This is a genomic window from Streptomyces acidiscabies, assembly GCF_020010905.1.
In the GTDB taxonomy this organism is placed as follows: domain Bacteria; phylum Actinomycetota; class Actinomycetes; order Streptomycetales; family Streptomycetaceae; genus Streptomyces; species Streptomyces acidiscabies.
Window position 1 is genome coordinate 4,032,256 of record NZ_JAGJBY010000002.1, and the last position, 24,824, is coordinate 4,057,079.

The 24,824-nt window shown below is 71.7% G+C and carries 25 protein-coding genes; 13 read left to right on the plus strand and 12 right to left on the minus strand.

The annotated features are described in order from the left end of the window. Positions 1–374 precede the first annotated feature (374 nt). Both J8M50_RS44155 and J8M50_RS44160 read right to left on the minus strand, forming a co-directional pair. Positions 375–2,387, minus strand: a complete 2,013-nt coding sequence (locus J8M50_RS44155; protein ID WP_010357129.1) for an FtsX-like permease family protein — start codon at positions 2,385–2,387, stop codon at positions 375–377. A gap of 37 nt (positions 2,388–2,424) precedes the next feature. After that, complete coding sequence (locus tag J8M50_RS44160) at positions 2,425–2,796, minus strand: DUF4333 domain-containing protein (RefSeq protein WP_010357131.1); 372 nt, start codon at positions 2,794–2,796, stop codon at positions 2,425–2,427. A gap of 151 nt (positions 2,797–2,947) precedes the next feature. On the opposite strand from J8M50_RS44160, the gene J8M50_RS44165 reads away from it, so the two are divergent. Together J8M50_RS44165 and J8M50_RS44170 are read left to right on the plus strand one after the other, a co-directional pair. Further along, on the plus strand, positions 2,948–4,123 hold the full coding sequence (locus tag J8M50_RS44165; RefSeq protein ID WP_040837616.1) for a sensor histidine kinase: 1,176 nt from the start codon (positions 2,948–2,950) through the stop codon (positions 4,121–4,123). A gap of 43 nt (positions 4,124–4,166) precedes the next feature. Continuing rightward, the gene (locus tag J8M50_RS44170; protein WP_029184293.1) at positions 4,167–4,742 is read left to right on the plus strand and encodes a PadR family transcriptional regulator; all 576 of its coding nucleotides are present in this window, start codon (positions 4,167–4,169) and stop codon (positions 4,740–4,742) included. Positions 4,743–5,059: 317 nt separating this feature from the next. Here the strand turns inward: J8M50_RS44170 and J8M50_RS44175 are convergent, their stop codons facing one another. Continuing rightward, positions 5,060–5,821 (minus strand): SGNH/GDSL hydrolase family protein, encoded by a 762-nt coding sequence (locus J8M50_RS44175; protein ID WP_010357139.1) that lies wholly within the window; start codon positions 5,819–5,821, stop codon positions 5,060–5,062. Between the two features lie 209 nt (positions 5,822–6,030). Between J8M50_RS44175 and J8M50_RS44180 the strand changes: the two genes are divergently transcribed. After that, on the plus strand, positions 6,031–6,792 hold the full coding sequence (locus tag J8M50_RS44180; RefSeq protein WP_010357140.1) for a hypothetical protein: 762 nt from the start codon (positions 6,031–6,033) through the stop codon (positions 6,790–6,792). 38 nt (positions 6,793–6,830) lie between these two features. Further along, a complete protein-coding gene (locus J8M50_RS44185; RefSeq protein ID WP_256726359.1) occupies positions 6,831–8,489 on the plus strand; it encodes a serine/threonine-protein kinase in 1,659 nt (552 codons plus the stop codon). Here J8M50_RS44185 and J8M50_RS44190 read toward each other — a convergent pair. Together J8M50_RS44190 and J8M50_RS44195 are read right to left on the minus strand one after the other, a co-directional pair. Next, positions 8,476–9,600, minus strand: a complete 1,125-nt coding sequence (locus J8M50_RS44190; protein WP_010357143.1) for an SH3 domain-containing protein — start codon at positions 9,598–9,600, stop codon at positions 8,476–8,478. The genes J8M50_RS44185 and J8M50_RS44190 overlap by 14 nt on opposite strands. A gap of 66 nt (positions 9,601–9,666) precedes the next feature. Next, a complete protein-coding gene (locus J8M50_RS44195) occupies positions 9,667–9,816 on the minus strand; it encodes an Arc family DNA-binding protein (RefSeq protein ID WP_029184294.1) in 150 nt (49 codons plus the stop codon). A gap of 50 nt (positions 9,817–9,866) precedes the next feature. Here J8M50_RS44195 and J8M50_RS44200 point away from each other — a divergent pair, with 50 nt between their 5' ends. Further along, positions 9,867–11,093 (plus strand): RNA-guided endonuclease InsQ/TnpB family protein, encoded by a 1,227-nt coding sequence (locus tag J8M50_RS44200; protein ID WP_010357145.1) that lies wholly within the window; start codon positions 9,867–9,869, stop codon positions 11,091–11,093. Between the two features lie 36 nt (positions 11,094–11,129). Here J8M50_RS44200 and J8M50_RS44205 read toward each other — a convergent pair whose 3' ends face one another. Continuing rightward, positions 11,130–11,501, minus strand: coding sequence for a hypothetical protein (locus J8M50_RS44205; RefSeq protein ID WP_010357149.1), 372 nt, complete (start codon positions 11,499–11,501; stop codon positions 11,130–11,132). 38 nt (positions 11,502–11,539) lie between these two features. After that, positions 11,540–12,025, minus strand: coding sequence for a hypothetical protein (locus J8M50_RS44210; RefSeq protein WP_010357150.1), 486 nt, complete (start codon positions 12,023–12,025; stop codon positions 11,540–11,542). A gap of 167 nt (positions 12,026–12,192) precedes the next feature. On the opposite strand from J8M50_RS44210, the gene J8M50_RS44215 reads away from it, so the two are divergent. Further along, positions 12,193–13,023, plus strand: coding sequence for an LLM class flavin-dependent oxidoreductase (locus J8M50_RS44215; protein WP_010357151.1), 831 nt, complete (start codon positions 12,193–12,195; stop codon positions 13,021–13,023). A 26-nt stretch (positions 13,024–13,049) separates the two neighbouring features. On the opposite strand, the gene J8M50_RS44220 is transcribed toward J8M50_RS44215, so the two are convergent. Next, positions 13,050–13,787 (minus strand): class I SAM-dependent DNA methyltransferase, encoded by a 738-nt coding sequence (locus J8M50_RS44220; protein ID WP_010357154.1) that lies wholly within the window; start codon positions 13,785–13,787, stop codon positions 13,050–13,052. Positions 13,788–13,946: 159 nt separating this feature from the next. Here J8M50_RS44220 and J8M50_RS44225 point away from each other — a divergent pair, with 159 nt between their 5' ends. Both J8M50_RS44225 and J8M50_RS44230 read left to right on the plus strand, forming a co-directional pair. Continuing rightward, positions 13,947–14,951, plus strand: coding sequence for a LacI family DNA-binding transcriptional regulator (locus J8M50_RS44225; protein WP_010357155.1), 1,005 nt, complete (start codon positions 13,947–13,949; stop codon positions 14,949–14,951). A gap of 158 nt (positions 14,952–15,109) precedes the next feature. Then, positions 15,110–16,918 carry an RICIN domain-containing protein gene (locus J8M50_RS44230; protein WP_010357156.1) on the plus strand — a complete coding sequence of 603 codons (1,809 nt, stop codon included), beginning with the start codon at positions 15,110–15,112 and terminating at the stop codon, positions 16,916–16,918. On the opposite strand, the gene J8M50_RS44235 is transcribed toward J8M50_RS44230, so the two are convergent. From J8M50_RS44235 to J8M50_RS44245, 3 genes are read right to left on the minus strand one after another with little or no spacing between them, the layout of a single operon-like run. After that, the gene (locus J8M50_RS44235) at positions 16,842–17,429 is read right to left on the minus strand and encodes a hypothetical protein (RefSeq protein WP_010357157.1); all 588 of its coding nucleotides are present in this window, start codon (positions 17,427–17,429) and stop codon (positions 16,842–16,844) included. The two genes, J8M50_RS44230 and J8M50_RS44235, sit on opposite strands and share 77 nt — an antisense overlap. Next, positions 17,426–18,838 carry a sensor histidine kinase gene (locus J8M50_RS44240; protein WP_010357159.1) on the minus strand — a complete coding sequence of 471 codons (1,413 nt, stop codon included), beginning with the start codon at positions 18,836–18,838 and terminating at the stop codon, positions 17,426–17,428. The genes J8M50_RS44235 and J8M50_RS44240 overlap by 4 nt, the downstream gene beginning before the upstream one ends. After that, positions 18,835–19,521, minus strand: a complete 687-nt coding sequence (locus tag J8M50_RS44245) for a response regulator (RefSeq protein ID WP_010357160.1) — start codon at positions 19,519–19,521, stop codon at positions 18,835–18,837. Before J8M50_RS44245 ends, J8M50_RS44240 begins: the two co-directional genes overlap by 4 nt. A 113-nt stretch (positions 19,522–19,634) precedes the next feature. Here J8M50_RS44245 and J8M50_RS44250 point away from each other — a divergent pair, with 113 nt between their 5' ends. Next, positions 19,635–20,480, plus strand: coding sequence for a DUF3152 domain-containing protein (locus J8M50_RS44250; RefSeq protein WP_029184296.1), 846 nt, complete (start codon positions 19,635–19,637; stop codon positions 20,478–20,480). A gap of 15 nt (positions 20,481–20,495) precedes the next feature. Here J8M50_RS44250 and J8M50_RS44255 read toward each other — a convergent pair whose 3' ends face one another. Continuing rightward, complete coding sequence (locus tag J8M50_RS44255) at positions 20,496–21,032, minus strand: VOC family protein (protein ID WP_010357165.1); 537 nt, start codon at positions 21,030–21,032, stop codon at positions 20,496–20,498. 195 nt (positions 21,033–21,227) lie between these two features. On the opposite strand from J8M50_RS44255, the gene J8M50_RS44260 reads away from it, so the two are divergent. The 4 genes from J8M50_RS44260 (at position 21,228) to J8M50_RS44275 (ending at position 24,817) form a co-directional block, all read left to right on the plus strand. Next, positions 21,228–22,037, plus strand: coding sequence for an IclR family transcriptional regulator domain-containing protein (locus tag J8M50_RS44260; protein WP_010357166.1), 810 nt, complete (start codon positions 21,228–21,230; stop codon positions 22,035–22,037). A 95-nt stretch (positions 22,038–22,132) separates the two neighbouring features. Beyond that, complete coding sequence (locus J8M50_RS44265) at positions 22,133–23,317, plus strand: CaiB/BaiF CoA transferase family protein (RefSeq protein WP_010357168.1); 1,185 nt, start codon at positions 22,133–22,135, stop codon at positions 23,315–23,317. After that, positions 23,310–24,140 carry a citryl-CoA lyase gene (locus J8M50_RS44270; RefSeq protein ID WP_010357170.1) on the plus strand — a complete coding sequence of 277 codons (831 nt, stop codon included), beginning with the start codon at positions 23,310–23,312 and terminating at the stop codon, positions 24,138–24,140. The genes J8M50_RS44265 and J8M50_RS44270 overlap by 8 nt, the downstream gene beginning before the upstream one ends. Continuing rightward, entirely contained in the window at positions 24,137–24,817 is a 681-nt protein-coding gene (locus tag J8M50_RS44275; RefSeq protein WP_010357172.1) for an alpha/beta fold hydrolase, read from the plus strand. Before J8M50_RS44270 ends, J8M50_RS44275 begins: the two co-directional genes overlap by 4 nt. Positions 24,818–24,824 lie beyond the last annotated feature (7 nt).

Here is a 24,824-nt window from a genome sequence, read left to right on the forward strand (position 1 = left end):
CCGCAGCTCCCGCAGCTCCCGCAGCTCCCTGCGTCGCCCCATAGCTGCCACTTCGCCTCCCCGCGCCGCCCTTGATCTCCTGACCCGTCGCCCCGCGCTGCCTCGGCCATCGCTCCGTTCGCCGGAGCCCGCTCGGCCGTTCTCCATCTCCCCGCGTCAGCCCCGCAGCCACCTCGACTTCCTGCGCCGAGTCCACCGTGACTCCGAACCGATCACGTCGCTTCCCTCGCTTTCCTGCGCCGCCACTTCGCCTCCCCACAGGGGCCGAGCTGCCCTTCCCACACGGCCCCTGCCACACCCCCGCCGCCGTCACCTCTGTCCCCTGCGCCGCCTCTGCCGTAAGCACCGCCGCGCACATCGCCACAGCGCTACCGTCACTCCGCCCCCTGAGCCGCCCCCGCCGTAACCCTCCTCAGCAACGGCCTGCTCCCCAACACCGCCGCACACATCGCCACCGCCCCCACGACCACACAGACCACCAACTGCACAGCCCCGGACGTATTCATCGTCGTCCCCGCCGCCTTGTTGAGCTGCATCGCCCCGAAGACCCCCATCGCGGTCGTCCCCCCGGCTAGGACGGTCAGGGGAATCACCGCCTCCCGGATCCGCGCCCGGTCGAGGACCGCGAGCGGTGTGCCGGAGAGGCGGAGCAGGCCGTATATCCGGCGTCGGTCTAGGACGTTCGCTGCGGCTGTGAGGCCCGCCGAGGCGGAGGCGACGATGAAGCTGAGGACGAGGGTGGCGGTGGAGACCGTGGCGACGCGGTCCGTGATCGTGGTGTCCGGCGCCGAGACGTACTCCTGGGTGAAGGGGAACCGCCCCGCGCCGAGGGGCGTGAGGGCGGTGACGGCTGTGTCGATGCGGTCCTGGCCGCCGGAGACCTTCGCGGTCACGCCGTCCACGCCGCCGAGCAGGCTGTTGTACTCGTCCTCGCTCGTGACGGTGACCGTCGCCTCGACGCCCGCCCGGTCCAGCGCCGTACGCGCCTCGGTCGCGACCTTCCGGGCGTCGGCGGCGTTCGCGGTGAGGACGGCGACCTGGCCGTGGTGGCTCGGGCCGTCGAGGTCGAGGGTGCTGACGGAGAAGAACCCGGCGACGAACCCGGCGAGCACCAGCCCGCTGACCGTACGCCACGCCCCGCGCGGGTCGTCGCTCAGACGGCGCGCCGCCAGCAGGGTCGCCGGACGGACGGCGTACCGGCCCACGATCCGCCCGAGCCGGTCCACGACCCACGGACCGAACAGCCAGAACGCGCCGTAGAAGAGGAACAGCAGGGCGATCAGCTGACGCGCCTTCAACTGGCCGTCCCCCGTGGTCGACCAGATGTAGCCGAGGACCCCGACGAACAGCACGAGACGGATCGCGCGAGTGCGACGCGGGCTGGACTGCTGGGCGACACCCAGCGGGGACGTCGCGACCTGCCGCAGCATGGTCAGCGCGCTGACGGTGATGAGCGCGGTCACCGCCACGACGACCGCAGCGAACCACAGTGGGCCCACCCACAGTTGGCCGGTGTACCAGGTCCCGACGCCGTACGGGAGCCGCGCGAGCATGGGCAGCAGCGCCGTGTACGCGAGGGCACCCGTGAGCGCGCCGGCCGCGCCGACCCCGGCCGATTCGACGGCCGTCATGGCGAGGATCTGCCGGGGCGTCGCACCCGCCAGCCGCAGCGCGGCGAGCCGCTGTTCACGCCGGGCCGCGCCGAGCCGTCCGGCGGCCGAGGCCAGCACGACGACCGGCACCACGAGGAGGAGCACGCCCAGCAGGACCGACGTGCGGTCGGAGCCGGTGAACACGCCGGCCTTCGTACTGGTGAACCCGGAGACCAGCGCGCGCTCGGTGAGGTTCTCGTCGTAGTAGTTCTGGTTGCCCGCGGCCGGGGAGACCGCGGGGTCGCCGGGCGCGCGGCCGACCACGGCGACCAGGTCGTCCGGCGAGGCGAGACCGGCGGAGCCGATCGTGCCGGCGGACCTCAACCCGGGGAAGCGGTCGGCGAGTTGACTTTTCGGCAGCTCGGTCAGGAGGTCGGCGAGGGCGGGGGAGACGTACATCTCGCCCTGCTTCGGGAAGGCGGTCAGGCCCGGCGGCGCGGGCGTCGCCGTACGGTCCGGCAGCTGGGCGAGGCTCACGACGGTCACCGGGTCGTGGCGGACGTACGTCACCGCCGTGACCTGCACCGCCGCCGCCTTCTGCGCCGCGACGGCGTGCGGGGTGCGCCAGGTCGTGTGCTCGGCGCGGGTGCCCGAGCCGAGGGCGGCGGCGATCATCACCAACAGCAGGAACGAGCCGACGGCGGCGGCACCGGCCGCGAGGAGCTGCGACTGGAGGCCGCGGCGGCCCGAGGACCTGGTGAGATGCCAGGTCAAGGGGAGGACGGAGGAACGCATGGGGGCTCCGGGGTCTGTGGGTGGGAGAGAGGGGTTCTCAGCGGTCGAACTTCCAGGTCAGGCTCTTCGCGTCCGCCTTGGTCACTCGTACGGGTATCTGCACGGTCCCGCCGCCGCTCTTCTCGCCCGTGCACGTGAGGCTCGCTCCCACGACGGCCTTGAGGCCGGTCGGGCAGGTCACCCCGGTGAGCTTGTCGCCGACCCAGGGCAGCGGGTGGAACTTGGACTCGGTGCGGCCCGCGACGATGTTCGGGGACAGCGCCCGCTGACCGTCCACCCGCACCACCGTGTAGTCGTCCAGCGGCGTCGTCGACTCGGTGTCCGCCATGAAGTAGGTGATGACGCCGCCCAGCGTGGCGACGACGGCCGTACCGCCGAGGGCACCGACGAGGAATCTGCTGTGCTGCATCGACCGCTCCTGAATCGCGTGGTGAGAAGGTGCCTCCAGCGTCGCTCCCGGCACCGGCCTCCCGCCTCGGCCGAATGGCCATTTCCGGCACCATCGGCCTCGGCCGTTCGGCCGATCCGGACGGGTGGTGCGGCGCCGTACCGTGATCGGCATGAAGTCCGTCTCACCCCGCGAACTCCTCCGGGGCTTCGCCGTCGGCCTGCTGCTGTCGGCCTGTGTCGTGGACGTCCTGAGCGCAGGGTCCGACGGCAGCAGCGTCCTGCCGACCGCCCTGCCCGTCCTCCCGACGCTGGCCGTCCTGCTCATCGGCCTGGCCGCCGTGCTGTGGCCGGCCGCGCGGCGCCCCGACTGGCTCACGCCGCAGGTCCGCACCGCCGTACCCGCCCTCGCCTCCGCCCTCTACTCGATCGGCTCGCTGATCGTCCTCGGCTCCAACGCCTTCGGGCCCGGCGAGATCGCCATCCTGCTGTGCGTCCTGTTCCTCGCGGTACGGCACTGCCCGCCGAGATGGGCCGTCGGCTGCGGCGCCCTTGCCGTCGGGGCGCTCCTGCTGCTTCCGCTCCGGAGCGTGGAGCAGCTCGTCACCGAGGAACTCTGGCTCCTGGCCGTCGTACTCGTCCTCATCGGCCTGTTCATCGGGCTCGCGGCCTACCTGCGGGCCATGGACTACCGGCGCACCGTCGCCGTCGGCGAGACCCGGCGCGCCGAGCGCGTCGCCATCGCCGCCGACCTCCACGACTTCGTGGCGCATCACGTGACCGGCATCCTCGTCCAGACGCAGATGGCCCGCATGATGGCCACGACCCGGCGCGACGAACTCGACCCCGTGCTGGCCGGCATGGAACGCGCCGCGACCGAGGCGCTCGCCTCGATGCGCCGCACCCTCGGCGTCCTGCGCGACACCGACGACGCCGACCGCCGCCCCGTCGGCGACCTCGCCGCCATCGCCGACCTCACGGACGGATTCGCCACCCCCATCCAGACGGTCACCCTCCACCGCGCGCCCGCCCTCCCCGACCACCTCCCCCACGAGATCCAGGCCGCCGCCTTCCGCGTCGTCCAGGAAGCCCTCACCAACATCCGCCGCCATGCGGGCGACGCCACCCACATCGACGTCCGCCTCCTCGACGACCCCACCCACCTCACCGTCTCCGTCACCGACGACGGCCGGGGCAGCACCCAACTTCCCACCGAGGCACACGGCGGCGGCTTCGGCCTCGTCGGGCTCAAGGAACGCGTGACGGCCCTCGGCGGCGACCTGACGACCGGTCCCCGGGGCGCGGTCGGGTGGGAGGTGCACGCGGTGTTCCCCCTGGGCGGACCATGACCGGACGCCCATACTCAACTAGTTGACTGCTAGCGTGTCGCCCATGGCTCTGCGGAACGCGGTGATGGCGGCCCTCCTGGAGGGCGAGGCGTCCGGGTACGACCTCGCGAAGGCGTTCGACGCGTCGGTCGCGAACTTCTGGACCTGCACGCCTCAGCAGCTCTACCGGGAACTGGACCGCATGGAGACCGAGGGCCTCGTCACCGGCCGCGTCGTCGAACAGCGGGGCCGCCCCGACAAACGCCTCTTCTCCCTCACCCGGGCGGGCCGCGAAGCCGTCCACACCTACACCACCCAGCCCCCGGCCAAGCCGACCGCGATCCGCGACGAGCTGATGGTCAAGGTCCAGTGCCTCGACGCGGGTGACGGGGACGCGGTCCGCGCGGCCGTCGCCGAACACATGGAGTGGGCCACCGCCAAGCTCGCCCGGTACGAGCGACTGCGCCAACGCCTGCTCGACGGCCGGTCGGAGGAGGCGTACTTCGCGGAGGCGGAGCGGGTGGGGCCGTACCTGACGCTGCTGCGGGGGATGGCGTTCGAACGGGAGAGCTTGCAGTGGGGGGACCTGGCACTGCGGAGGATCGACCAGCGACTGGCCGCGCGGCGGGGCGAGGGCTGAGGCACGGGCGCGGGGGCGGTCCCGGCGCCGGAGGGGCGGACCGGCCTGATGGCGCCGAGCGCTGACTCCCCGCTTCAGCCGCCGGCACGGGGTGGACCGTCCTGATGGCGGCGAGTGCTACTCCCGATCTCAGACGCTGGCGCGGGGCGGAGCAGCCTGATGGCGATGAGCGCCGCCCCTCACCTCAGGCGCCGACGAGAGGCGGACCGGCCTGATGGCGGCGAGCGCCGACTCTCCGCCTCGGACCCCGGCGCGGGGCGGGCCGGTCTGAAGGCGCCAAGCGCCGCCCCCCGCCTCAACCGCCGGTCACCGGAAGCTCAGGCGCCGGTCACCGGAAGCAACGCGGGCCGCTTCGCCTCCCGGCCGTCCCCCGATGAACGCCCCCGCAGCCGCCGTACGAGCCACGGGCCGAGGAAAGTTCCGGCCCAGCGCAGGTCGGACAACGTGGACGCGGGCGGCGGCGCGGTCGGCAGCGGGTCGGCCCAACTCGTGTCGGTGTCCGGGAGCTTCAGCGAGTACGCCATCGCCGCGGCGATCCGCGCATGCCCCAGGGGGCTCGCGTGCAGACGGTCCACGCTCCACAGACGGGGGTCGGTCACCACCGGGTGCACGGACGTCTCCGCGACCACCACGCCGTACCGCGCGGCGGATGCGCGGACGCGGTCGTTGAGCGCGAGGATCCGGCGGCTCAGGGGACGCGCCAGCGGCGTGCCCCGCCCGACGTCGGGGAACGTCAGCGTCGCGACCGTCGCCCCCTGTTCGGTCAGCGCGGCGAACATCGCCTCCAGGTCGCCGGCCACCTCGTCGAGGTCGAAGCCCGGGCGCAGCACGTCGTTGACGCCGGCCACCACGGTCGCGAGGTCGGGCCGCAGCGCGAGCGCCGGGGCGAGCTGCTCGCGGCGCACCTGGCCCGTACGGCGGCCCCGGACCGCGAGGTTGGCGTAGCGGAGGGCGGGTTCGTGCCGGGCGAGCTGTTCGGCGAGGCGGTCCGCCCAGCCGCGCAGCCCCTGGACGTCGTCCCCGTCCCCGAGCCCCTCCGTCTGACTGTCCCCGAGAGCGACGTACCGCTGGAAATTCATAGGTGCATTGTTGAATAGCCGACGCGGCGAGGTCAACCGGAGTTCGCGGTGGCCGCAGGGACCCGCGTCACGGAGCGCCCCGCCCGGCCCGGACCGACCGTCCGCCTTCGCTGGAACCGCGCGGTTCGTTCACGCATCACACACGACGCCAGGCGGACGGCGACCGGCGCCGTCCCTACAATCTGGTGAACACATCGGGGGGAGCCGGCATGGAAACGATCATCGTCCAGCCGCCCGGTCCGGCACGGGCGGACGGCGTCGACAAAACCAAACCCGCGCTGCTGCGCATGGGGCCGGGCGATGTCGCCGAGTTCGGGCGCGGCGATGTGCCGATCGTCCTGCGCGACCCCGGAATCTCCCGGCGGGCGGGGCGACTTGAGGCGGCCGAGGACTACTGGCGGCTGTCGAACTTCAGCCGGGACACGGCGTACGTGGTGGAGAACCTGGAGGGCGCGGGCGAGTACCTCACCGTCGCGCCCGGCCGGCTCGGCGCGCCGGTGCCGTTCGAGTTCTCGCGGGTCGTGCTGCCCTCGCTCGGCGGCACCGCCGACTTCAAGGTCTTCGCGCCGCAGCACGCGTACCTGGACGAGCGGTCGACGCCGGGCGCGGGGGAGTTGACGGTCCATCCGTACGCCCTCGACGCGACCGCCAAGTACTTCCTCGTACTGGTCGCGCTCTGCGAGCCGCGGCTGCGGGACCCCGCGGACAGCGCACTGCCGGGGGCCGGGGACATCGCCGAGCGGCTGCGGCCGTTGGACAGCTGCCGGGGGCTCACCCGGTCCGCCGTCAACTACCACATCGACTACCTGGCGTTCGCGAAACTCCGGCTGGACGTCGGGGAGGAACCCGGCGGGGACGGCGGGCGGACGGGGGCGAAGCGGGCGCGGCTCGCGTCCCTCGCGCTGCGGTTCGGGCTGGTACGGGAGGAACACTTGGCGCTGCTGCCGTCACGGAAGGGGGCCGGGGCGTGACCTTCTCAAAGGACTCAAGCTCAAGGGAATCAGGGGACTTGGGAGACTCGGACGACTTGGCCGGCTCGGGCAGCTCCGGCGCCCCGGACGGCCCGTACGACTCGGCCGGCTCAACCGGCTCCGGCGACGCACCCGACTTCGCGAGCCCCGCCACCCCGCGCCGCTCCGGCGACTCCGGCGACACGCCCGACTTCGCCGGCCTAGCCACCCCGCGCGCACCCCTCACACCCCCCACCCTCCCCACCGGCTTCCGCATCGCCGACTGGCAGCTCACCGGCGTCATCGGCTCCGGAGCCTGGGGCACCGTCTACGACGCCCGCGCGGTCACCGACGGCACCCCCGCCGCCGTGAAGATCCTCCCCACCAACACCCTCGCCCCCAACCAACGCACCGCCCTGGGCGACCTCGTGGCCCGCGAGGTCCGCTTCAGCGCCGAGGCGGACCACCCCCACCTCGTCCGCACCCACGCGGTCCGCACGGTCGACGCCCCCGACCTCCCCGCCCTGGACGGCGCGATAGCGCTCGTCATGGACCGCGCGGAGGAAAGCCTGGGCGAGGTGCTGAACACAGGCGGCGTCCCCGACCCCGTACGGATCCTGCGCGGAGTCCTCGCCGGGCTCGCGCACATGCACGGCGAGGGCTGGGTGCACGGCGACCTCAAGCCGGCGAACGTCCTGCTGGGCGCGGACGGCGAGGTCTGGCTCGCGGACTTCGGACTGGCCGCGGAACTCGACGGCACCCACGCCCACATGCCCCCGCTGGGCACCCTCGACCACCTGCCGCCGGAGTGGTGGTCCCAGCGCACCGGCGCGGAGGGGGCCGTCGTCCGGACGACCGCCGACATCTGGGCGTTCGGCGTCCTCGCCCACCAGGTCCTCACCGGCGGCCTGCACCCCTTCCCCGGCGCCACGGCGCGAGCCCGTTCGCTGGCCGCGCAGGCGTACGCGCGCGGGACGACGCCGCTGCGGCTGGACGCCGGGTTTGACGAGAACTGGCGCCGGATCGTGGCCGACTGCCTCGCGCCGGACCACGAGTCACGCCTGAAGCACACCGCCGCGAGCCTCGCGGAACGGGTCGAGGGGCTGGCCGGTACACCCCGCCGGCGCCGCTTCCTGCCGTACGCCGCAGCGGCGCTCGCTGTGGTCACGGCCGTCGCAGGGTTCGCGATAGCCAAAGGCGACAGCGGACGGGACGACTCCGGCCGTACGGCTCCCGCCGAGGTCATCGGCAGCATCCGGGAGGACTCCGACGTACCGCAAGCTCTGCGCCCGGTCATCGTCAACGCCGCGAAACGCTGCTCCGACCCGGAGATCACGCCCGCGTTCCTCGCCGCCATGATCAAGACGGAGAGCGACTTCGACGTGCACGCCTCCCGCCCGGCCTCCGAGGAGTACGGCATCGCCATGTGGACGCCGTCGGTGTTCCGGGCCTGGGCGGTGGACGGCGACGGGGACGGCGACAAGGATTACTTGTCGCCGCCCGACGCGATCGCCACGATGAGCCTGTACACCTGCTGGCTCGACCAGCAGTTCAAGCAGGCCCGTCTCCCCGTAGGTGACCTGCCCGCGCTGATCGCCGCCGGCTGGCGCACGAGCGACCGCACCGTCATCGACGAGGGTGGCGTCCCCGCGCGCGTACAGCCGCACGTGGACAAGGTGCTCCGCCACCTCGCCGACTACTCGGTCAGCACTCCCTGACGCCCGGGATCCGGTTGTCGGGCGAACTGACGTAGATGTTGGAGATCCAGCCGCCGTACTGGGGCAGGTAGGCCCACCAGTCGTTCGTGTACGGCGGCACCTGCACCTCCTGTCCCCGCTTCTGGCAGCCGATCAGCACCTCGACGCCGGCCGGGAGCTGCGTCATCGGGGCGTTGCCCGTCGACGGGTCCCGGCGGACGTTGACGTGCTCGCTCCAGGTGCCGTACCACCAGCCCCCGGGGCGCGTCGCACCCGGCACGTTCAGCGAGCGCGTCAGCCGCCCGATGTCCGTGTACGCCTTGCCGTACGACGTGCCGACCGGGTGCAGCGTGTACACGGCGACGATGGAACGGTCGCCCGCGCCGACGGTTCCCGTGCTGTGCAGCGCGGGACGCGTCAGGTCGACGGCGGCGGCGGTCACCCGCGTGGAGGCCGGAGCCGCCGTCGCGTTGGTGCAGGTGCCTTCCGGGTACGACGATCCGGCCCAGCCCTGCTTCACCGCCCACGGTTTGTCGAACGCCCCGGCGATGCCGAAGTGCTGGTCGAAGCCGTCGGAGGCACAGCGGGTGGACTGGCGCAGGTTGCCCATCACGAAGTCGCGCACGGGCGCGGGCGCCGAGTCCAGGAGGTAGCGGTAGATCGCCACCGTGTCGCGGGCCGAGATCGCGGTGTAACCCCAGTAGCCCTCGTAGCCGGCGGGCGGCGGCGCCGTGTCCTGGAGCCCGAGACGGCTGACCATCCGGTTGACGATCGCCGAACCGCCGTACGTCGACCAGTAGTAGTTGGCCGTGTCGTCGTTGCTGCTGCGCAGCATCGGCTCCAGCCGTGCCCGGTCGGCGGCGGGCACGGTGTAGTCGGGACCCCGGTTCCACAGGAAGTCCAGCGCGAGAAGCAGCTTGACGACCGACGCGGACCGGAACTGGGCGCTCGCGTCGACCTGTTCGGTGAAGGCACCGGTCTGCCGGTCGAACACGGCGACCCCGGCGGTGACCCCGCTCGGCACCTGGACGGACGCGACGGCGGCAGGCGCGGAACCGGCGGCGGTGGCGGACCCCGCCGCACCACCGACGAGCAGCAGCGCGGCGGCGACCGCGAGGAGACGACGCTTCATCGGGTTCCTCCGAAGCCGCCCTGGCCTTCGGGCCGGGACGGTGGCACCTCTCGCTTGCGGAGGCGATCAGGAGTCTGCCGCGGCGGTGTCGTGTTGGACCTCCAGCCGGTGCACGATCTCGGAGTTGAGTGACCTGCGGGCGGACTTGGCCTGTGCGACCAGCCACTCATGCAGGTCGGCGGGCAGGCGGAGGGTGATGCGTTTCTCTTCATTCATGACCTTATGTTAGTGGTCCACTGCTGCAACTTAAGTGGTAAATTGACACCGTGGCGACACTGAAACAGGCTTCGGAGGGTGCGGGGTGCGCCCGGTACACCTACCGGCTTCGTGTGTCGTCGACCGCCCGCGCCGCTCTTCTCGCCGAGTGGGACCGGTGCCGGTGGGTGTGGAACGAGTGCGTGGCCAAGTCCCGTGCTGTGCACGCCCATAACCGGGCGCACCCCGAGAGCGGGCTGACGTGCGGCCCGGCACAGCTCGACAAGATGCTGACCGCTGCCCGAGCCTGCACGGCGTGGCTCCGCGAGGGTGCTTCGGTGCCGCAGCAGCAGATCATCCGCGACTTCGCGAAATCCCGCACCAAGGCATTGAAGGACATCGAGAAGCGCCTGCCGATGCGACAGCGTGCGGGCATACCCCGGCACAAGAAGAAGCGTGAGGCGCTGCCCACACTGAACTACACGCAGCGTGGGTTCCGGTTGAAGGACGGCCGTCTGCATCTCGCGGGCGGCATCATCCTTACCGTGGTGTGGTCGCGTGAACTCCCGTCCGTGCCTTCGTCGGTACGGGTGTACCGGGACGCGGTGGGGCACTGGTATGCCTCGTTCGTCGTCGCCACCGAAGCCCAGCCGCTCCCTGGTACGGGCTGTGTGCTCGGCGTGGACTGGGGGGTCAGAGAGATCGCCACCACCACGTCCGACGCCCACGACCTCCCCCACCGCCAGCACGGGCAGAAGGCTCAGGGGAAGCTGGCCCGGTACGACCGGATGATGGCCCGGCGCAGACCGAAGAAGGGGCAGGCGGCGCCGAAGGGGTATCGAGAGGCGAAGAGGTGGCGGGCGAAGACGTACGCGAAGATCGCCCGGCAGCGGCAGGACACGGCCCGCAAGTGGGCGAAGAGGGTTGTCCGCGACCACGATGCTGTCGCTGTCGAGGACTTCCGGCCGAAGTTCCTCGCGAAGACCACCATGGCCCGCAAAGCGGCCGACGCGGCGATCGGTGCCACGAAGACGGCCCTGGTCGAGATAGGCCGCAAGCACGGGCGGGACATCCGCCTTGTCAATCCCGCGTACACCACGATGGATTGCGCTTCGTGCGGAGCGAGAACCAAGCACGCACTTCCTCTTTCGGAACGTACCTACACTTGCACCGCGTGCGGAGCCTCGTCCCCCAGGGACAAGAACTCCGCCCGCGTCATGCTCGTCCGGGCTGTTCTCACCTCGGCTGGTGTCGAGGGCGTAAGACCTGCGGGGGCGCTGCTCCCGGAGGCGGCCTGAGCCAGAAATCCCCTCCCCATCAGGGAGGAGAGGACGTCAAAGGTAATGCTCCCTGAGGTTGAGGGAGTTGAGCGGGGTGAGGTCGACGTACCAGCCCTCCTGCGGGGGGATCGAGTCGTGGCAGTCGCCGTTGACCGACTCGCACAGTTCGACGAGGGCGCCGTCGTACTGGTTGTTGAACACCCAGTGGTTGCCGAACTGGTTGTAGATCGGGTGGAAGCCGTACGAGTAGAAGATGTGGCTCGGGTTCGGGTTGTTCGCCGGGGTCACGTTCTCCGGGTAGATGCAGACGGCGCCGTACGGGCAGCCGTCCCACGTGCCGCCCTCGGCCTGGGCCTGGGTCGTGCCGGTCAGGACGGCGGCCGTGGCGAGGGCCAGTGCGGCGGCGCCGTGGAGGATTCTGCGCATGGGCATGTCTTTCGTGGAGGGAGGGGAGGGGGGAGCGGTTACCACCACTGGGAGCAGCGGACCACGCCGTCGGAGATCAGCGAACCGCACACCCGGAACTGGTAGTTGGGGTCGGTGCTGGTGCGCTTGAACGGGGTGGTCAGGCTCTGCCCGGCCGAGCGGACGGTGAACGGCCCGCACTGGAGCCACGGCGACACGGCGTTCGTGTTGTCCCAGCCGTCCGCGCGCCAGTCCATCCACACGTTGTCGCCGGGCCGGGTCTCGCCGCTGATCTTGCCGAACGCGATCTGCTGACCGACGTACGCGCCCTTCTCCAGCGTGAACCGGACGTTGCCGACGGAGAAGTCACGCGGCTTGGCGGTGTCGCCCTCGGCGTTGTCCGGGTGGTCGCGGAAGCCGCGCGCACCACCCGTGCAGTCCGAGGCCGCCGCGCTCGCGGGCCGCGCGGGCTGGGCGACGAGGACGCCGGTGGTGAGTGCGCACAGGGCGGCGGCTGTGGCGAGGGTGGGACGGAGCAGGCGCATGGGGGGCCGTCTCTTCCTGGTCGGGGATCGGAGACGACTCGAAGATTAGGGAGGGGGACGGGGGGTGCGGTCCTGACGGATGTCAGGGTGGGCGGCGGGCCGTCGGATCATATGTACGCCGGTCCGGCCGACCCCCGTACAACTGGCCGACTCTGGAGAGGGTTCCCGTGAACTTGCGCTTCGGCATCTACCTGCCGCCGTTCGGCCCGTTCGGCGACCCCAACACTCTCGTCGAGCTGGCGGTGCGCGCGGAGGCCGCCGGGTGGGACGGGGTGTTCCTGTGGGACCACGTCGTCAGCGAGGCGATGCCGATCGCCGACACCTGGACCACGCTCGCGGCCATCGCGCAGGCCACCGGAACCCTGCTGCTCGGCCCGGCCGTCACACCGCTCGCCCGGCGCCGGCCCTGGACGGTCGCACGGCACGCGTCCACCGTCAGCCGGCTCTCCCGGGGACGGCTCGTCGTCGGTACGGGAGTGGGTGTCGACGAGTCCGGCGACTTCAGCGGCTTCGGGGAACCCGCCGCCGACCTGGCCACCCGCGCGTCGATGCTGACCGAGGGGCTCGGACTGATGCGGGCGATGTGGGACGGCGAGGCCATCGAACACGCCGGCCGGCACTACCGGGTGAACCTCGCGGCCACGGAGCCGGAGCCGTACCGCATCCCGGTCTGGATGGCCAGCTCCACGAACCACCCACGGGTGATCCGCCGGGCCGCCGGCTGCGACGGCATCTTCCCGAACCCCGAGGACCACGAACTCACCCCGGACGAGGTCGCCGGCATCCGCCAGGCTCTGCGCGACGCGGGCCTCCCGGCCGACCGGCCGTTCGACATCGCCGTACGCGGCAACGCGAGTCCCGCGTGGGAGGAGGACAAGGACGTCGACCTCAAGGGGCTCGCCGAGGCCGGTGCGACCTGGTGGCTGGAGTCGCTGATCCACTTCGACCCGCTGGAGCTGTCGATGAGGGTCGTGGACGCGGGGCCGCCTCGGGGGTGAAGGAGCCGGAGCCAGAACCCGGTCCGTCAGACCGGCTTGCGCCACACCGAGACATGCTTGGCGGAAGCGTCCGTGAACGGCTCCCCACCCCAGTCCCCGACCCGCCGCTCCAGCTCCAGCCCGGCGATCCGCGCCATCAGGTCCAGCTCCGCCGGCCACGCGTACCGGTGCCGGGAGGCGCCACGGCGATAACTGCCGTCCTCCTCCCGCGTCAGATGATGCGAGACGAGGATCTGCTCGGCCAACTCGAAGGTGTCGAACCCGAGATGCCGCTCCGACACGTCGAACGGTACGGCGACCTGCCCCGGCGGCAGGAACCGCAGCGGCGGCACGCCCAACTCGATGACGAACCGCCCGCCGGGCGCGAGATGCCGGGCGGCGTTGCGGAAACACTCGACCTGCTCGTCCTGCGTGAGGAGGTTGGTGATCGTGTTGTAGACGAGGTACACCAGGCTGAACTCCCCGGGGACGACGGCGCCGGCCATGTCCCCCATGACCACCGGCAACGTCTCCTCGTCGACCTTCCGCCGCAGCACCCTCGCCATGTGCTCGGAGAACTCGATCCCGGCGACCGGCACACCCCGCTCCCGCAACGGCACCCCCACCCGCCCGGTCCCGATCGCGAACTCCAACGCCCGCCCGTCCCCGGCGAGTTCGGCAAGGAAGTCGAGGGTCGGCCCGAGGACACGGGCCGAGGACATCTCGGTCTCCTCGGCGTCGTAACGTTCGGCGGTGGCACGGCCCCACAACTCGCTGCTCGTCATGGACGACCACTCTGCCGAGGGGGGAAGCGGGATGTCGACGCATTTAATACCGTCCCGGTGTGAACCGGTTCGAGCATCTGCGCGCGAGGCATTGACAGCACTCCCCGTCGCTTCTAACTTCCCTCACGCGAACCGGTTCGACCCAGACGGAGGAGCCCCGTGAACATCGGTGAGATCGCCCGCCGGGCCGGTGTCTCCCGGAGCACCGTCTCGTACGCCCTCAGCGGCAAGCGCCCCGTCTCCGACGACACCCGCCGCAAGATCCAGCGCGTGATCGACGAGCTGGGCTACCGCCCGAACGCGAGCGCGCGGGCGCTGGCCAACGGTCGTACGAGCACGATCGGCCTCGCTTTCCCGCCCGCAGGCGACCACTACACCGGCATGCAGCTCGATTTCATCGGCAGCGTCGTCGAGGCAGCCGCCGCCCACGACTACGACGTCCTGCTCTCCCCGGGAGGCGCGGACAGCGACCGCTCCTTCCGGCGCCTGCTGGGGGAACGCCGAGTTGACGGCGTGATCCTCATGGAGATCAGGCTGGAGGACGACCGGGTCGGCCACCTCGCCGCCCTCGACTTCCCGGCCGTCACCATCGGCCGTACCGCCAGCCCGGAGCGCGACTGGTGGGTGGCGCTCGACCACGCGACCCTCGCGGCGGCCTGCGTCCACCACCTCGCCGACCTCGGCCACCGCCGTATCGCCCTGGTCAACCGCCCCGAACACCTCCTGCGCACCGGCTACGAGTCCGCGCACCGGGGCTTGGAGGGCTTCACGAAGGCCGCCGCCGAACGGGGTCTGACGGCCCGTTCGTACTGCTGCGGCGACGACGCCGCGTCCGGGGAGGCGTGCCTGGAGCGGATCCTGTACGACGATCCCGCGACGACCGCGCTCGTCACGCTCAACGAGGCATCCCTGGGCGGGATCTACCGGGGCCTCGCGCACGCCGGACGCCATGTCCCGCGCGATTTCTCGGTCACCGGGATCGTCGCGGCGCGCTGGGCGGAGACGGTGACGCCGCAGCTCACCGCGGCCGACGTACCGGCCGCGCAGATGGGGAGGCTGGCGGTGGAGCTGCTCATCGAGCGGCTGGGTGATGCCGAGGTGCCCGCGCGCCATCACTTCCTGACGCCGCCGATCTCGCTGCGGGCGAGTACAGGGCCTGTCTGAGGGGCGGCTCTCGGGCCGGCGCAGGCCGGCGGTCCACTTTCGTGTGTGTCATGACCATGACCATCCAGTACGGCTGTGCAGCACCCAGTACGGCTGTGCAGCATCCAGTACCGCTACGCAGCATCCAGTACCGCTACGCAGAGAGAGGGAGTCCCGCCATGCCCGTGCCCCGCACCCCACTCGCCGCCACCGCACTCGCCACACTCCTCGCCCTCGCACTCCCCGCCGTTCCAGTCCGAGCCGCCGACACCACCGTCACCGTCGACTTCGCCACAGCGGGCGGCGCCCCCACCTACCGCGCCTCCGGCACCCTCTACGGCCTGACCGAGAACGGCACCCTCCCGCCGGACCACTTCTACCAGGACATCAAGTGGAAGTTCATGCGGGCGGGCGGCGCCCAGCTCGACCGCCCCGGCGGCTGGGCCGCGGGCAAGTACGACCGCCGCTGGAACTCCACCCTCGCCCAGTACCGCCGCACCAAGTCCCTCGGCGGCACCTTCGTCATCCTCCCGCACGACATCTGGGGCGCCGACGGAACGACGACGCCCACCTTCCCCGGAGACGGCGGCAACTGGTCCAGCTTCGATGCCTTCTACAACCGCCTCCTGACCGACATAAAGGCGGCCGGCGCCACCGACGTGCAGTGGGACATCTGGAACGAGCCCGACTGCTCGTTCTTCTGGGGCTCGGGCCAGCCCCAGTACCTGGAGATGTGGAAACGCGCCTACCAGAAGATCCGTACGGCGATCCCCGGCGCCGTCATCGTCGGCGCGAGCACCTGCGGCCACCCGGACCCGGGCAACACCTGGTGGAACACGTACCTCGACTACGTGAAGGCGAACAACGTCCAGCCGGACATCTACAGTTGGCACAACCTCCCCGGCGACCCGGTCGCCGACGGCAACTCCCTGCGGGCCAAGCTGTCGGCCCGCTCGATGACGACGAGCCGCCCGTTCCAGGTCAACGAGTACGCCGCGAGCAACGAGCAGAACCCCGGGCGCGGCGGCTGGTACATCTCCCGCCTGGAGCGCGCCGGCGCGGACGGGCTGCGCGCCAACTGGGCGGGCGGCGCGAACCTCCACGACTTCGCGGCGCGGCTGCTGACGAAGTCCGGGACCCAGTATCTGCCGCTGGGGGAGTGGTTCCTGTACCGGTACTACGGCTCGCAGACCGGCAACATCGTAAAGGTCACGCCGGGTTCGAACACCGACGCCGTCGCCACCAAGGACAACGCCGCCCGCAACGCGAAGATCCTCCTCGGAAGCAACGGCAACACCGGGAACGTCACGGTGAGTCTGGGCCGCCTCGACACCACGTCCCTCGTCGAGAACGGCCGCGTCCGCGCGATCGTCCAGCGCGTCCCGAACAACGGGGGCGGCGCGGTCACCGGCCCCGTCACCGTCTCCGACCAGCAGCTCACCGTCAACGGCAACTCGGCGTCGGTGAACGTGCCTTGGACCGACGCGGCCGACGGCTACACCGTGACGCTGCTGCCGCCGTCCAACACGACGATCTCGACCGTCGCGGTCGTCCAGCACAGCGGCCAGTGCCTGGACGACACGAACCTGTCCACCGGCGACGGCACCCAGTACCAGCAGTACCCCTGCGAGGGCGGGTACCAGCAGATGCTGGACCTCAAGCCGGTCGCCGGACGCGCCAACACCTACACCGTGGTCGACGAGTTGAGCGGCAAGTGCCTGGAGGTCGCCGGTGCTTCCACCGCCGACGGTGCGGCCGTCCAGCAGTACGGCTGCAACGGCGCCACCAACCAGATGTTCACGCTGCGACCCGTCAGCGCGCTGGGCAACGCCAAGGACTACCAACTCGTCGCCGTGCACAGCGGGAAGTGCGTCGACGTGAGCGGCGTGTCCACCGCTTCCGGGGCGAAGGTCAACCAGTGGACGTGCGACGCGGCGAGCGCGCTGCCGGGGAAGCGGAACCAGGTCTGGCGCCTTCAGGGAGTCTAGGGCTGGGACAGCGTTCATCCGTCTGGCGCGCCAACTGCTCCTCTCCTGCGAGCAGTTGGACCGTCACCACGGAGAGGTGCGGTGCTTCGATCCGCCGTGCGGCGGCGACCGTGCACACCACCTGGCCGATCGCCAGGCCGGTCAACTGCCGCATCCGGTCCGGGAGTCGGACGGTCAGGGCGTCGCCGTCCGCCGAGACGGCGGGGGTCTGCGGCGCCCGTTCCGGTGAGTCCGGCGCGGCGGTGGGCAGGGGCTTCACGTGGGTGATGAAGCCTTCGCCCGGCGGCGGCAGGGTCAGCAGCAGCGACAGCGCGTCGTCGGGATCGCCGGGGAGTTCGGTCGGCCGTAGGACGGCACTCAGGGCGCCGTCGCGTACGTAGTAGACGGCCGTGACCGGCGCGATCCCGCTCGCCGGGTCGCCCGCCTCGATGACCCCGGTCGCCGGGATGCCGCAGGAGGACAGCGCGAGGAGCGCGACGAGCGTCGGGGCGGCGCGGCGGCCGGTGTTCATGGCTGCTCCGGAGCGGTGAGAGGCAGGACGACGGTGAAGACGGCGCCGCCGTCGGGGTGGTTGGCCGCGCGCACCGTACCGCCGTGGACGCGGACGTTCTCGGCGGTGATCGCGAGCCCGAGCCCGCTGCCCTCCGAACGGGCGCGCGCGGAGTCCGACTTGTAGAACCGGTCGAAGACGTGCGGCAGAACGTCTTCGGGGATACCGGGCCCGCTGTCCCGCACCTCGACAACTGCCGTGCCCCCGGCGGCGGTCAGCCGCACGGTCACCGGACGGCCCCCGTGCTTGAGCGCGTTGCCGACGAGGTTGGCGACGACGACGTCGACGCGCCGAGGATCGACGTCCGCCCGTACCGCGTACGGGAGTTGAACCGCCACGGCGTCCGTCCACCCGCGTGCACCGAGCGTGCGCCGGATCGACTCGGCGAGGTCGATCTCGTCCCGGTGCACCTGCGCCGCGCCCGCGTCGAACCGGGAGATCTCCATCAAGTCGTCGACGAGCGAGGCGAGTTTGACGGTCTCCTCGCTGATCAGCCGGACGGCGGTCGCCGTGTCCGGGTCGAGCCCGGCCGCGTCCTCGTCGAGGACGTCGGTCACCGCGGACATCGCGGCGAGCGGCGTCCGCAGCTCGTGCGAGACGTCGGCGGCGAAGCGGCGCGCCCGCGCCTCCAGCTCCCGCAGCTCCGCCACCGACCCCTCCAGCGCGGCGGCCGTCTCGTTGAACGTGTGGGACAGGTCGGCGAGTTCGTCGGAACCGTTCACCGCGAGCCGCGTGTCGAGCCGCCCCTCGGCGATCCGCCGGGTCGCCTGACGCAGCGCCCGCACCGGCACCAGCACCCCGCGCGCCGCGAACAGCGCGAGCGCCACCGCGAGCAACAGGGCGCCCAGCATGGCGCGTTGGACGCCGGTGACCAGGGCGTCGACGTACGCCTGCTCGACGGTCTGCGGGACGGCGAGGTAGACGTGGACGCCGGAGGCGGTGCCGCTCGGGTCGGTGAAGGTGACCGACATGCCGACCAGGAGCGTGGTGCGGCCGTCGCCCCGCACGCGCTGGAAGACGGTCGCGCGGCTGTTCGCCACCGACTTCCGTATGCCGGGCGTGAGTTCGTCGAGCCGGTCGCCCGCACCGACACCCCGGTACTCGGCGAGGACGCGCCAACTCCCGTCGTTGGCCTTGATGTTCTCGGCGAACCGCTGCAAGTCGGCCCGGTCGGGCGGGTACGGGAGGTTCGGCGCCTCCTGGCCGACGTGGCTGCGGAGCTGGCGGATCACCGCGTCCTGGCTCTGCTGGAGGATGCCGGTGCGGGCCTCGCGCAGGGTCAGCGCGCCGGTCGCGGTCGCGGTGACGGCGGCGACGAGGACGAACGCGACGATCAGGCGTGAACGCAGGCCGCGGAAAGGGCGGTTCACCGGTCGGCGGTGAAGCGGTAGCCGAAGCCGCGCACGGTGTGGATGAAACGGGGGGCGCGCGGCGGCTCGGCCAGCTTGGTGCGCAGGCGCTTGACGCAGGCGTCCACCAGACGGGCGTCCCCGTGGAAGTCGTGCTCCCACACCGCCTCCAGCAACTGCTGGCGGCTGAACACCTGGCCCGGCGACGCGGAGAGCGTCAGCAGCAGCCGCATCTCGGAGGGCGCGAGCGCGACCGCCGTACCGGCGAGCGTGACGGTCACCCCGGCGCGGTCGACGGTCAGTTCCCCGAACGTGTCGAGCGCGGGCAGCCCCGTGCCGCCGCCCGCCCGGCGCAGTACGGCCCTGATGCGGGCGTCCAGGACACGCGCGGTGACCGGCTTCACCACGTAGTCGTCGGCGCCGACCTCCAGGCCGACCACGATGTCCACCTCGTCGCCCCGCGCGGTCGCCATGATGATCGGCAGCGTCTCGTCGACCGCCCGGATGCCCGCGCACACCTCAAGTCCCGGCATGCCCGGCAGCATCAGATCGAGGACGACGATGTCCGGCCGGAACACCCGGAGTTGGGCCAGCCCCTCCTCGCCGGTCGGTACGGCGCACACGTCGTGGCCCTGTCGGCGCAGCCCCAGTGCGACGCCCTCGCGGACCGCCCGGTCGTCCTCGATCAGAAGTACTCGTGACATTGGTTCAGTAACCGCCAGCAAACGATCAACAGGTCACCGGATTAAACACCCGTTATCGCTTCGTGACCAAATGGGCCAGGCTCGATCACATAACCCCAGCACGGTGAACCCCCGTGACACCGCACCGAACTCCCGCACCCCGCCGCCGTCGTCGCCGCGCCCCGCGCCGGCGCCCCCTGCTGCCGACGGCCCTCGCGGTCCTTGCGGCCGTCGGCGCGATAGGGGCGCTCGCGGCCTGGCAGTCACAGGACGCCTCCATGACGACCTCGGCCCGGCCCTCGAACTCCCCCTCCCCGCAGCGGAGTTCACCCCCGAGCCCGGAACCGAGCCCCGAGTCGTCCCCGAGTGCGACACCCACCCCAACGCCCACCCCGTCGCCCTCCCCTCCCGAGATCCCGAAGCACGGCACAGGCGCCTACACCACCGCCCCGGGAACCGGCCAACAGGCAGGCAAGGGAACCCCGTTGCGCTACAAGGTGGAGATCGAGAAAGGCATCGACCTCCCCTTGGGCGACACGGCCGACGAGGTCGAACAGGTCCTCGCCGACCGCCGGGGCTGGACCGCCGACGGCACCTCGTCCTTCCGCCGCGTCTCCACCGGCCCCACCGACTTCGTCGTCCGTATCGCCACCCCGGGCACGGTCGACACGGCCTGCGCGGAGTACGGCCTCGACACCCACGGCGACCTGAACTGCAGCGTCGCCCACAAGGTCATGGTCAACCTCGAACGCTGGCTCACCGGAACCCAGTACTACGCCGACGACATCCCCGCCTACCGCGCCCTCATCGTCAACCACGAGGTCGGCCACTTCCTCGGCCACGGCCACGAGACCTGCCCGGCCGCAGGCGCCCCCGCCCCGGCGATGATGCAGCAGATCAAGGGCCTCAAGGGCTGCGTCCCCAACGCCTGGCCGTACGACGAGCAGGGGAAGCGGATCAGCGGGCCGTCGGTGCCGTGACCCCCGACTCCCGGCTCAGCGGTACGTGTTGTTGCTCGTGTGCTCCCCGTTCAGCCACGACGCCAGCTCCGCGCGAGCGGTCCGGCGGCGCTGCTCGTCGCTCTCCTCGATGCCCGGGGCGTCGAGGGTGAACTCCAGGAGGAGGCCGTTGGGGTCGCTGGTGTAGAGGGAGCGGCAGTAGCCGTGTTCCAGGACGTACGTCTCGTCCGGGCGCCAGCCCGCCTTCTCCAGACGGCCGGCGATCGCGTTCTGGACCTCCTCCGTGACCTTCAGCGCGATGTGCTGGAAGGGGGAGTGCGGCATCTCGGGGCCGAACTGCTTCTGGTCCTCGGGGTCGGCGAACTGGAAGAACGCGAGGGCACTGCCGTCGCCGAGGCCGTAGAAGGTGTGGCAGTACGTGCGGACCGCGCCGAAGAGTTCGTCGGACTCCTTCCAGGTCGCGATGAGCGGAAGGCCGATGACGTCCTCGTAGAAGGCGCGGGTCGCCTCCTGGTCCTGGGTGACGTAGGCGTTGTGGTGCAGGCGCGAGGGCAGGGTGGAGGGCTGAGCCATCGTCGACTCTCCTTCGGAGAGGTCAAGCGCGGACATCTGTCCGCTGTGCGGTCAATGCTGGCAACCTTGATACGCGAAACCCTCAGCGTCAACCCTTGCGGAGGAAACCGTGACCATCTGCCGGATGGCGGGCCGGGGGGCGGACAGGCGGCGTAATCTGGACGCTCCAGTCGAGCGATCCGAGAGGGGCGGCAGATGCCGCGTACGGGCACCGGGCCTGATTTCATCGAAGCGCTGGCCCGAGGGCTGGAGGTCATCACCGCCTTCGCCCCCCAGCGACCCGACATGTCCCTCTCCGAGGTGGCGACCGCGACCGGCCTCGCCCGCCCCACGGCCCGCCGCATCCTCCTCACCCTGGAGGAACTCGGCTACGTCCGCTCCTGCGACCGGGGCTACTCCCTCACCCCCCGCGTCCTGGACCTCGGCATGGCGTACGTCGGCTCGCTGGGCCTGTGGGACGTCGCCCGCCCGCACATGGAACGCCTGGTCGCGCGGACGAACGAGTCCTGCTCGGTCGCCCAGCTCGACGGTGGCGACATCGTGTACGTCGCGCGGGTCGCCGTACCGAAGATCGTCACCCTCTCCGTACGGATCGGCACCCGTTTCCCCGCCCTCCAGACCTCGCTCGGCAAGGTCCTGCTGGCCGCGCTGGAGCCGGAGCGGCTCGACAAGGCGCTCGCCGAGCCCACGCGCTCCGGGCTCACCCCCCTGTGGCGGCCCGACGCCGGCGAGCGGGACGCCGTACTGCGCGAGGTCCGCGCGCAGGGCTGGGCGCTGGCCGACGAGGACCTCGCGCTCGGCATCCGCTCGGTCGCCGTGCCGCTGCGGGACGGCGAGGGCAAGGTCGTCGCGGCGATCAACGTCAACGCGCACGCGGCCGAGACGTCCCTCGCCGACCTGCGGGACAGACATCTGCCGCTCCTGCTCCAGACCGCCGGGGACATCAGCGGCGACTTCGCCCGCCTGACGGCCGTGCCGCGTGCGGTGGCCGCCGTCCAGAGCTGACCGGCCCGCAAGGGGGCTCGCCGTGAAGGGGCCCGGCGTGCCACAATCCCAAGTCAACGGACAGATGTCCGCTGTGCGGTCGGAGGGAAGGTTCCATGGAGATACCGACACCGTCGGGCCAGAGCGGCGGCCCCCTGTCGGGGCTGCTGGTCGCCGACTTCTCCCGGGTGCTGGCGGGCCCGTACGCCACCATGCTGCTCGCCGACCTCGGCGCCGAGGTGATCAAGGTCGAGGCGCCCGCCGGGGACGAGACCCGCAGCTGGATGCCGCCCACGCGCGGCACGACCTCGACGTACTACCTCGGCATCAACCGGGGCAAGCGCTCCCTCGCACTCGACCTGCGCACCGACCAGGACGCCGAGGCGGCCCGTGAACTCGCCCGCCGTGCCGACGTGCTGATCGAGAACTTCAAGCCCGGCACCCTCGCCAAGTACGGCCTGGACTTCGGCGCCGTCAGCGCCGCCAACCCCGGCGTCGTCTACGCGTCCATCACCGGCTTCGGGCCCGGCGCGGGCTCCCACGTCCCCGGGTACGACCTGATGGTCCAGGCGATCTCCGGACTGATGAGCCTCACCGGCGACCCCGAGGGGGAGCCGTTCCGCGCCGGGATCTCCGTGTTCGACGTGATGGCCGGGAACCACGCCGCGATCGGCATCCTCGCCGCGCTGCGCCACCGCGACGCGACCGGCGCGGGCCAGCACGTCGAGGTCAACCTCCTCTCCTCGGCCCTGTCCGGGCTGGTCAACCACAGTTCCGCGTACGTCGCCGGCGGCACCGTGCCCTACCGGATGGGCAACGCGCACCCCAGCGTCTTCCCGTACGAACCCTTCCCCACCGCCGACCGCGATCTGATCGTCGCCGCCGCCAACGACGGCCAGTTCCGGCGCCTGTGCGACGTCCTCGGCATCCCCGAGACCGCCGACGACCCCCGCTTCGCCCACAACAAGGACCGCACCGCGCGCCGCGAGGAACTCCGCCCGCTGCTCGTCGAACGGCTCGCCACGCGCGGCGCGACCGAGTGGTTCGAGGCGCTCGTCGCGGCCGGGGTGCCCGCCGCGCCGATCAACACCATCGACGGGGGGTTCGCGATGGCGGAACGCTTCGGGCTCGACCCGATCGTGGAGGTGGGGGAGGGAGAGCGGGCGGTGCCCATGGCACGGCACCCCATCAGCTTCTCGACGACACCGGCCCGGTACGAGCTGCCGCCGCCGGAACTGGACGAGCACGGGCCGGAGTTGAGGAAGTGGCTGGCGGGGCCGGAAGGGGAGAGCCGTGACTGACGCAACGCCCGCACCTCACCTCACGGCACCCACCTACCCCACCGCCCTGGGCGCCTCCTCCCGCACCTCCATCACCCTTCTCGGTGAAAACCTCGCCGACGACATCATGGGCACCGTCGGCTTCGGCGAGCTCGCCTACCGTCTCGCCACCCAGCGCCGCCCCACGCCCGGCCAGACCCGCGTCTTCGAAGCCGTCCTCGCCGCCCTCGCCGACCACGGTTTCACCCCCACCGCGATCGTCACCCGCCTCACCTACCTCTCCGCCCCGGACTCGATCCAAGGCGCCCTGGCGGCAGGCCTGTTGGGCGGCGGCTCGCGCTTCCTCGGCGTCACCGAGGACACCGGCGCCTTCCTGCACGACGTCCTGGAACGCCACGAAGGCGACCTCCCGTGGACCGAGGACGAGTGGGACGCGCTGGCCCTGGACACCGTACGCGCGCAGAAAGCGGCGGGCCGCTTCGTCCCCGGCCTGGGCCACCACGTCCACAAGGACGGCGACCCCCGCACCCCCCGCCTGATGCAGATCGCCGAGGAGGAAGGCCAGTTCGGCCCCCACCTGGCCCTCTTCGCCGCGATCGGCCGCACCCACCCCCAGATCCTCGGCAAGACCCTCCCCCTGAACGGCGCCGGAGTCTGCGGAGCCGCCCTGGCCGACCTCGACCTCCCCATCCAACTCCTGCGCGGCTTCGCCCTGCTGGCCCGCACAGCGGGACTCATCGGCCAGCTCGCCGAGGAGATGCGCACCCCCGTGGCGAACGACATCTTCCTCTCGGTGGACCTCAACAACCGCCCCGTGCCCCCCGCTCCGGGAGACCACCCGTGACGCCGTACGTCCTGTTCGTGCACGGCGCCCACCACGGCGCCTGGTGCTGGGACGAGGTGAGGACCCGCCTCGCCCCGACGGCCGTACGCACAGCGGCGGTAGACCTCCCCCTGACGTCCTTCGAGGACGACACGCAGGCCGTCCGCACCGCCGTACGCGAAGGAACCCTGTACGGCCCTGTCCTCCTGGTCGCCCACAGCTACGGCGGCCTCCCGGTCTCGGCGGCCGGCCACGAGGCGGACCGCCTGGTGTACATCGCGGCGCGCATGCCCCAACCGGGCGAGTCCCCTGCGGAGTTGACCCCCCGCTGGAACGACCCGGCGTTCCGCGCGGCGGTCCAGGAGTCACCCGACGGCACGATCACCCTCCTCCCGCAGGCCCGCGAAGCCCTCTACTCCGGCACCCCCGCCGCGTACGCCGACAGGGCGGCAACCCGCTGGCGCCCGATGCGAAGCCGCGTCCCCCACAAGCCCGTCGACAACCCGGCCTGGCTCTCGGTCCCCAGCGCCTACATCATCTGCGCCGAGGACCGGACCGTACGCCCCGAAGCCCAACGAGAATGCGCCACCCACGCCTGCACCCACCTCGAACTCCCCTGCGACCACGCCCCGTTCTACTCCGCACCGGACGAACTGGCCCGCTTCCTGGGAGGACAGGCGGCACTGATCGGCGGCTGAAGCGCAG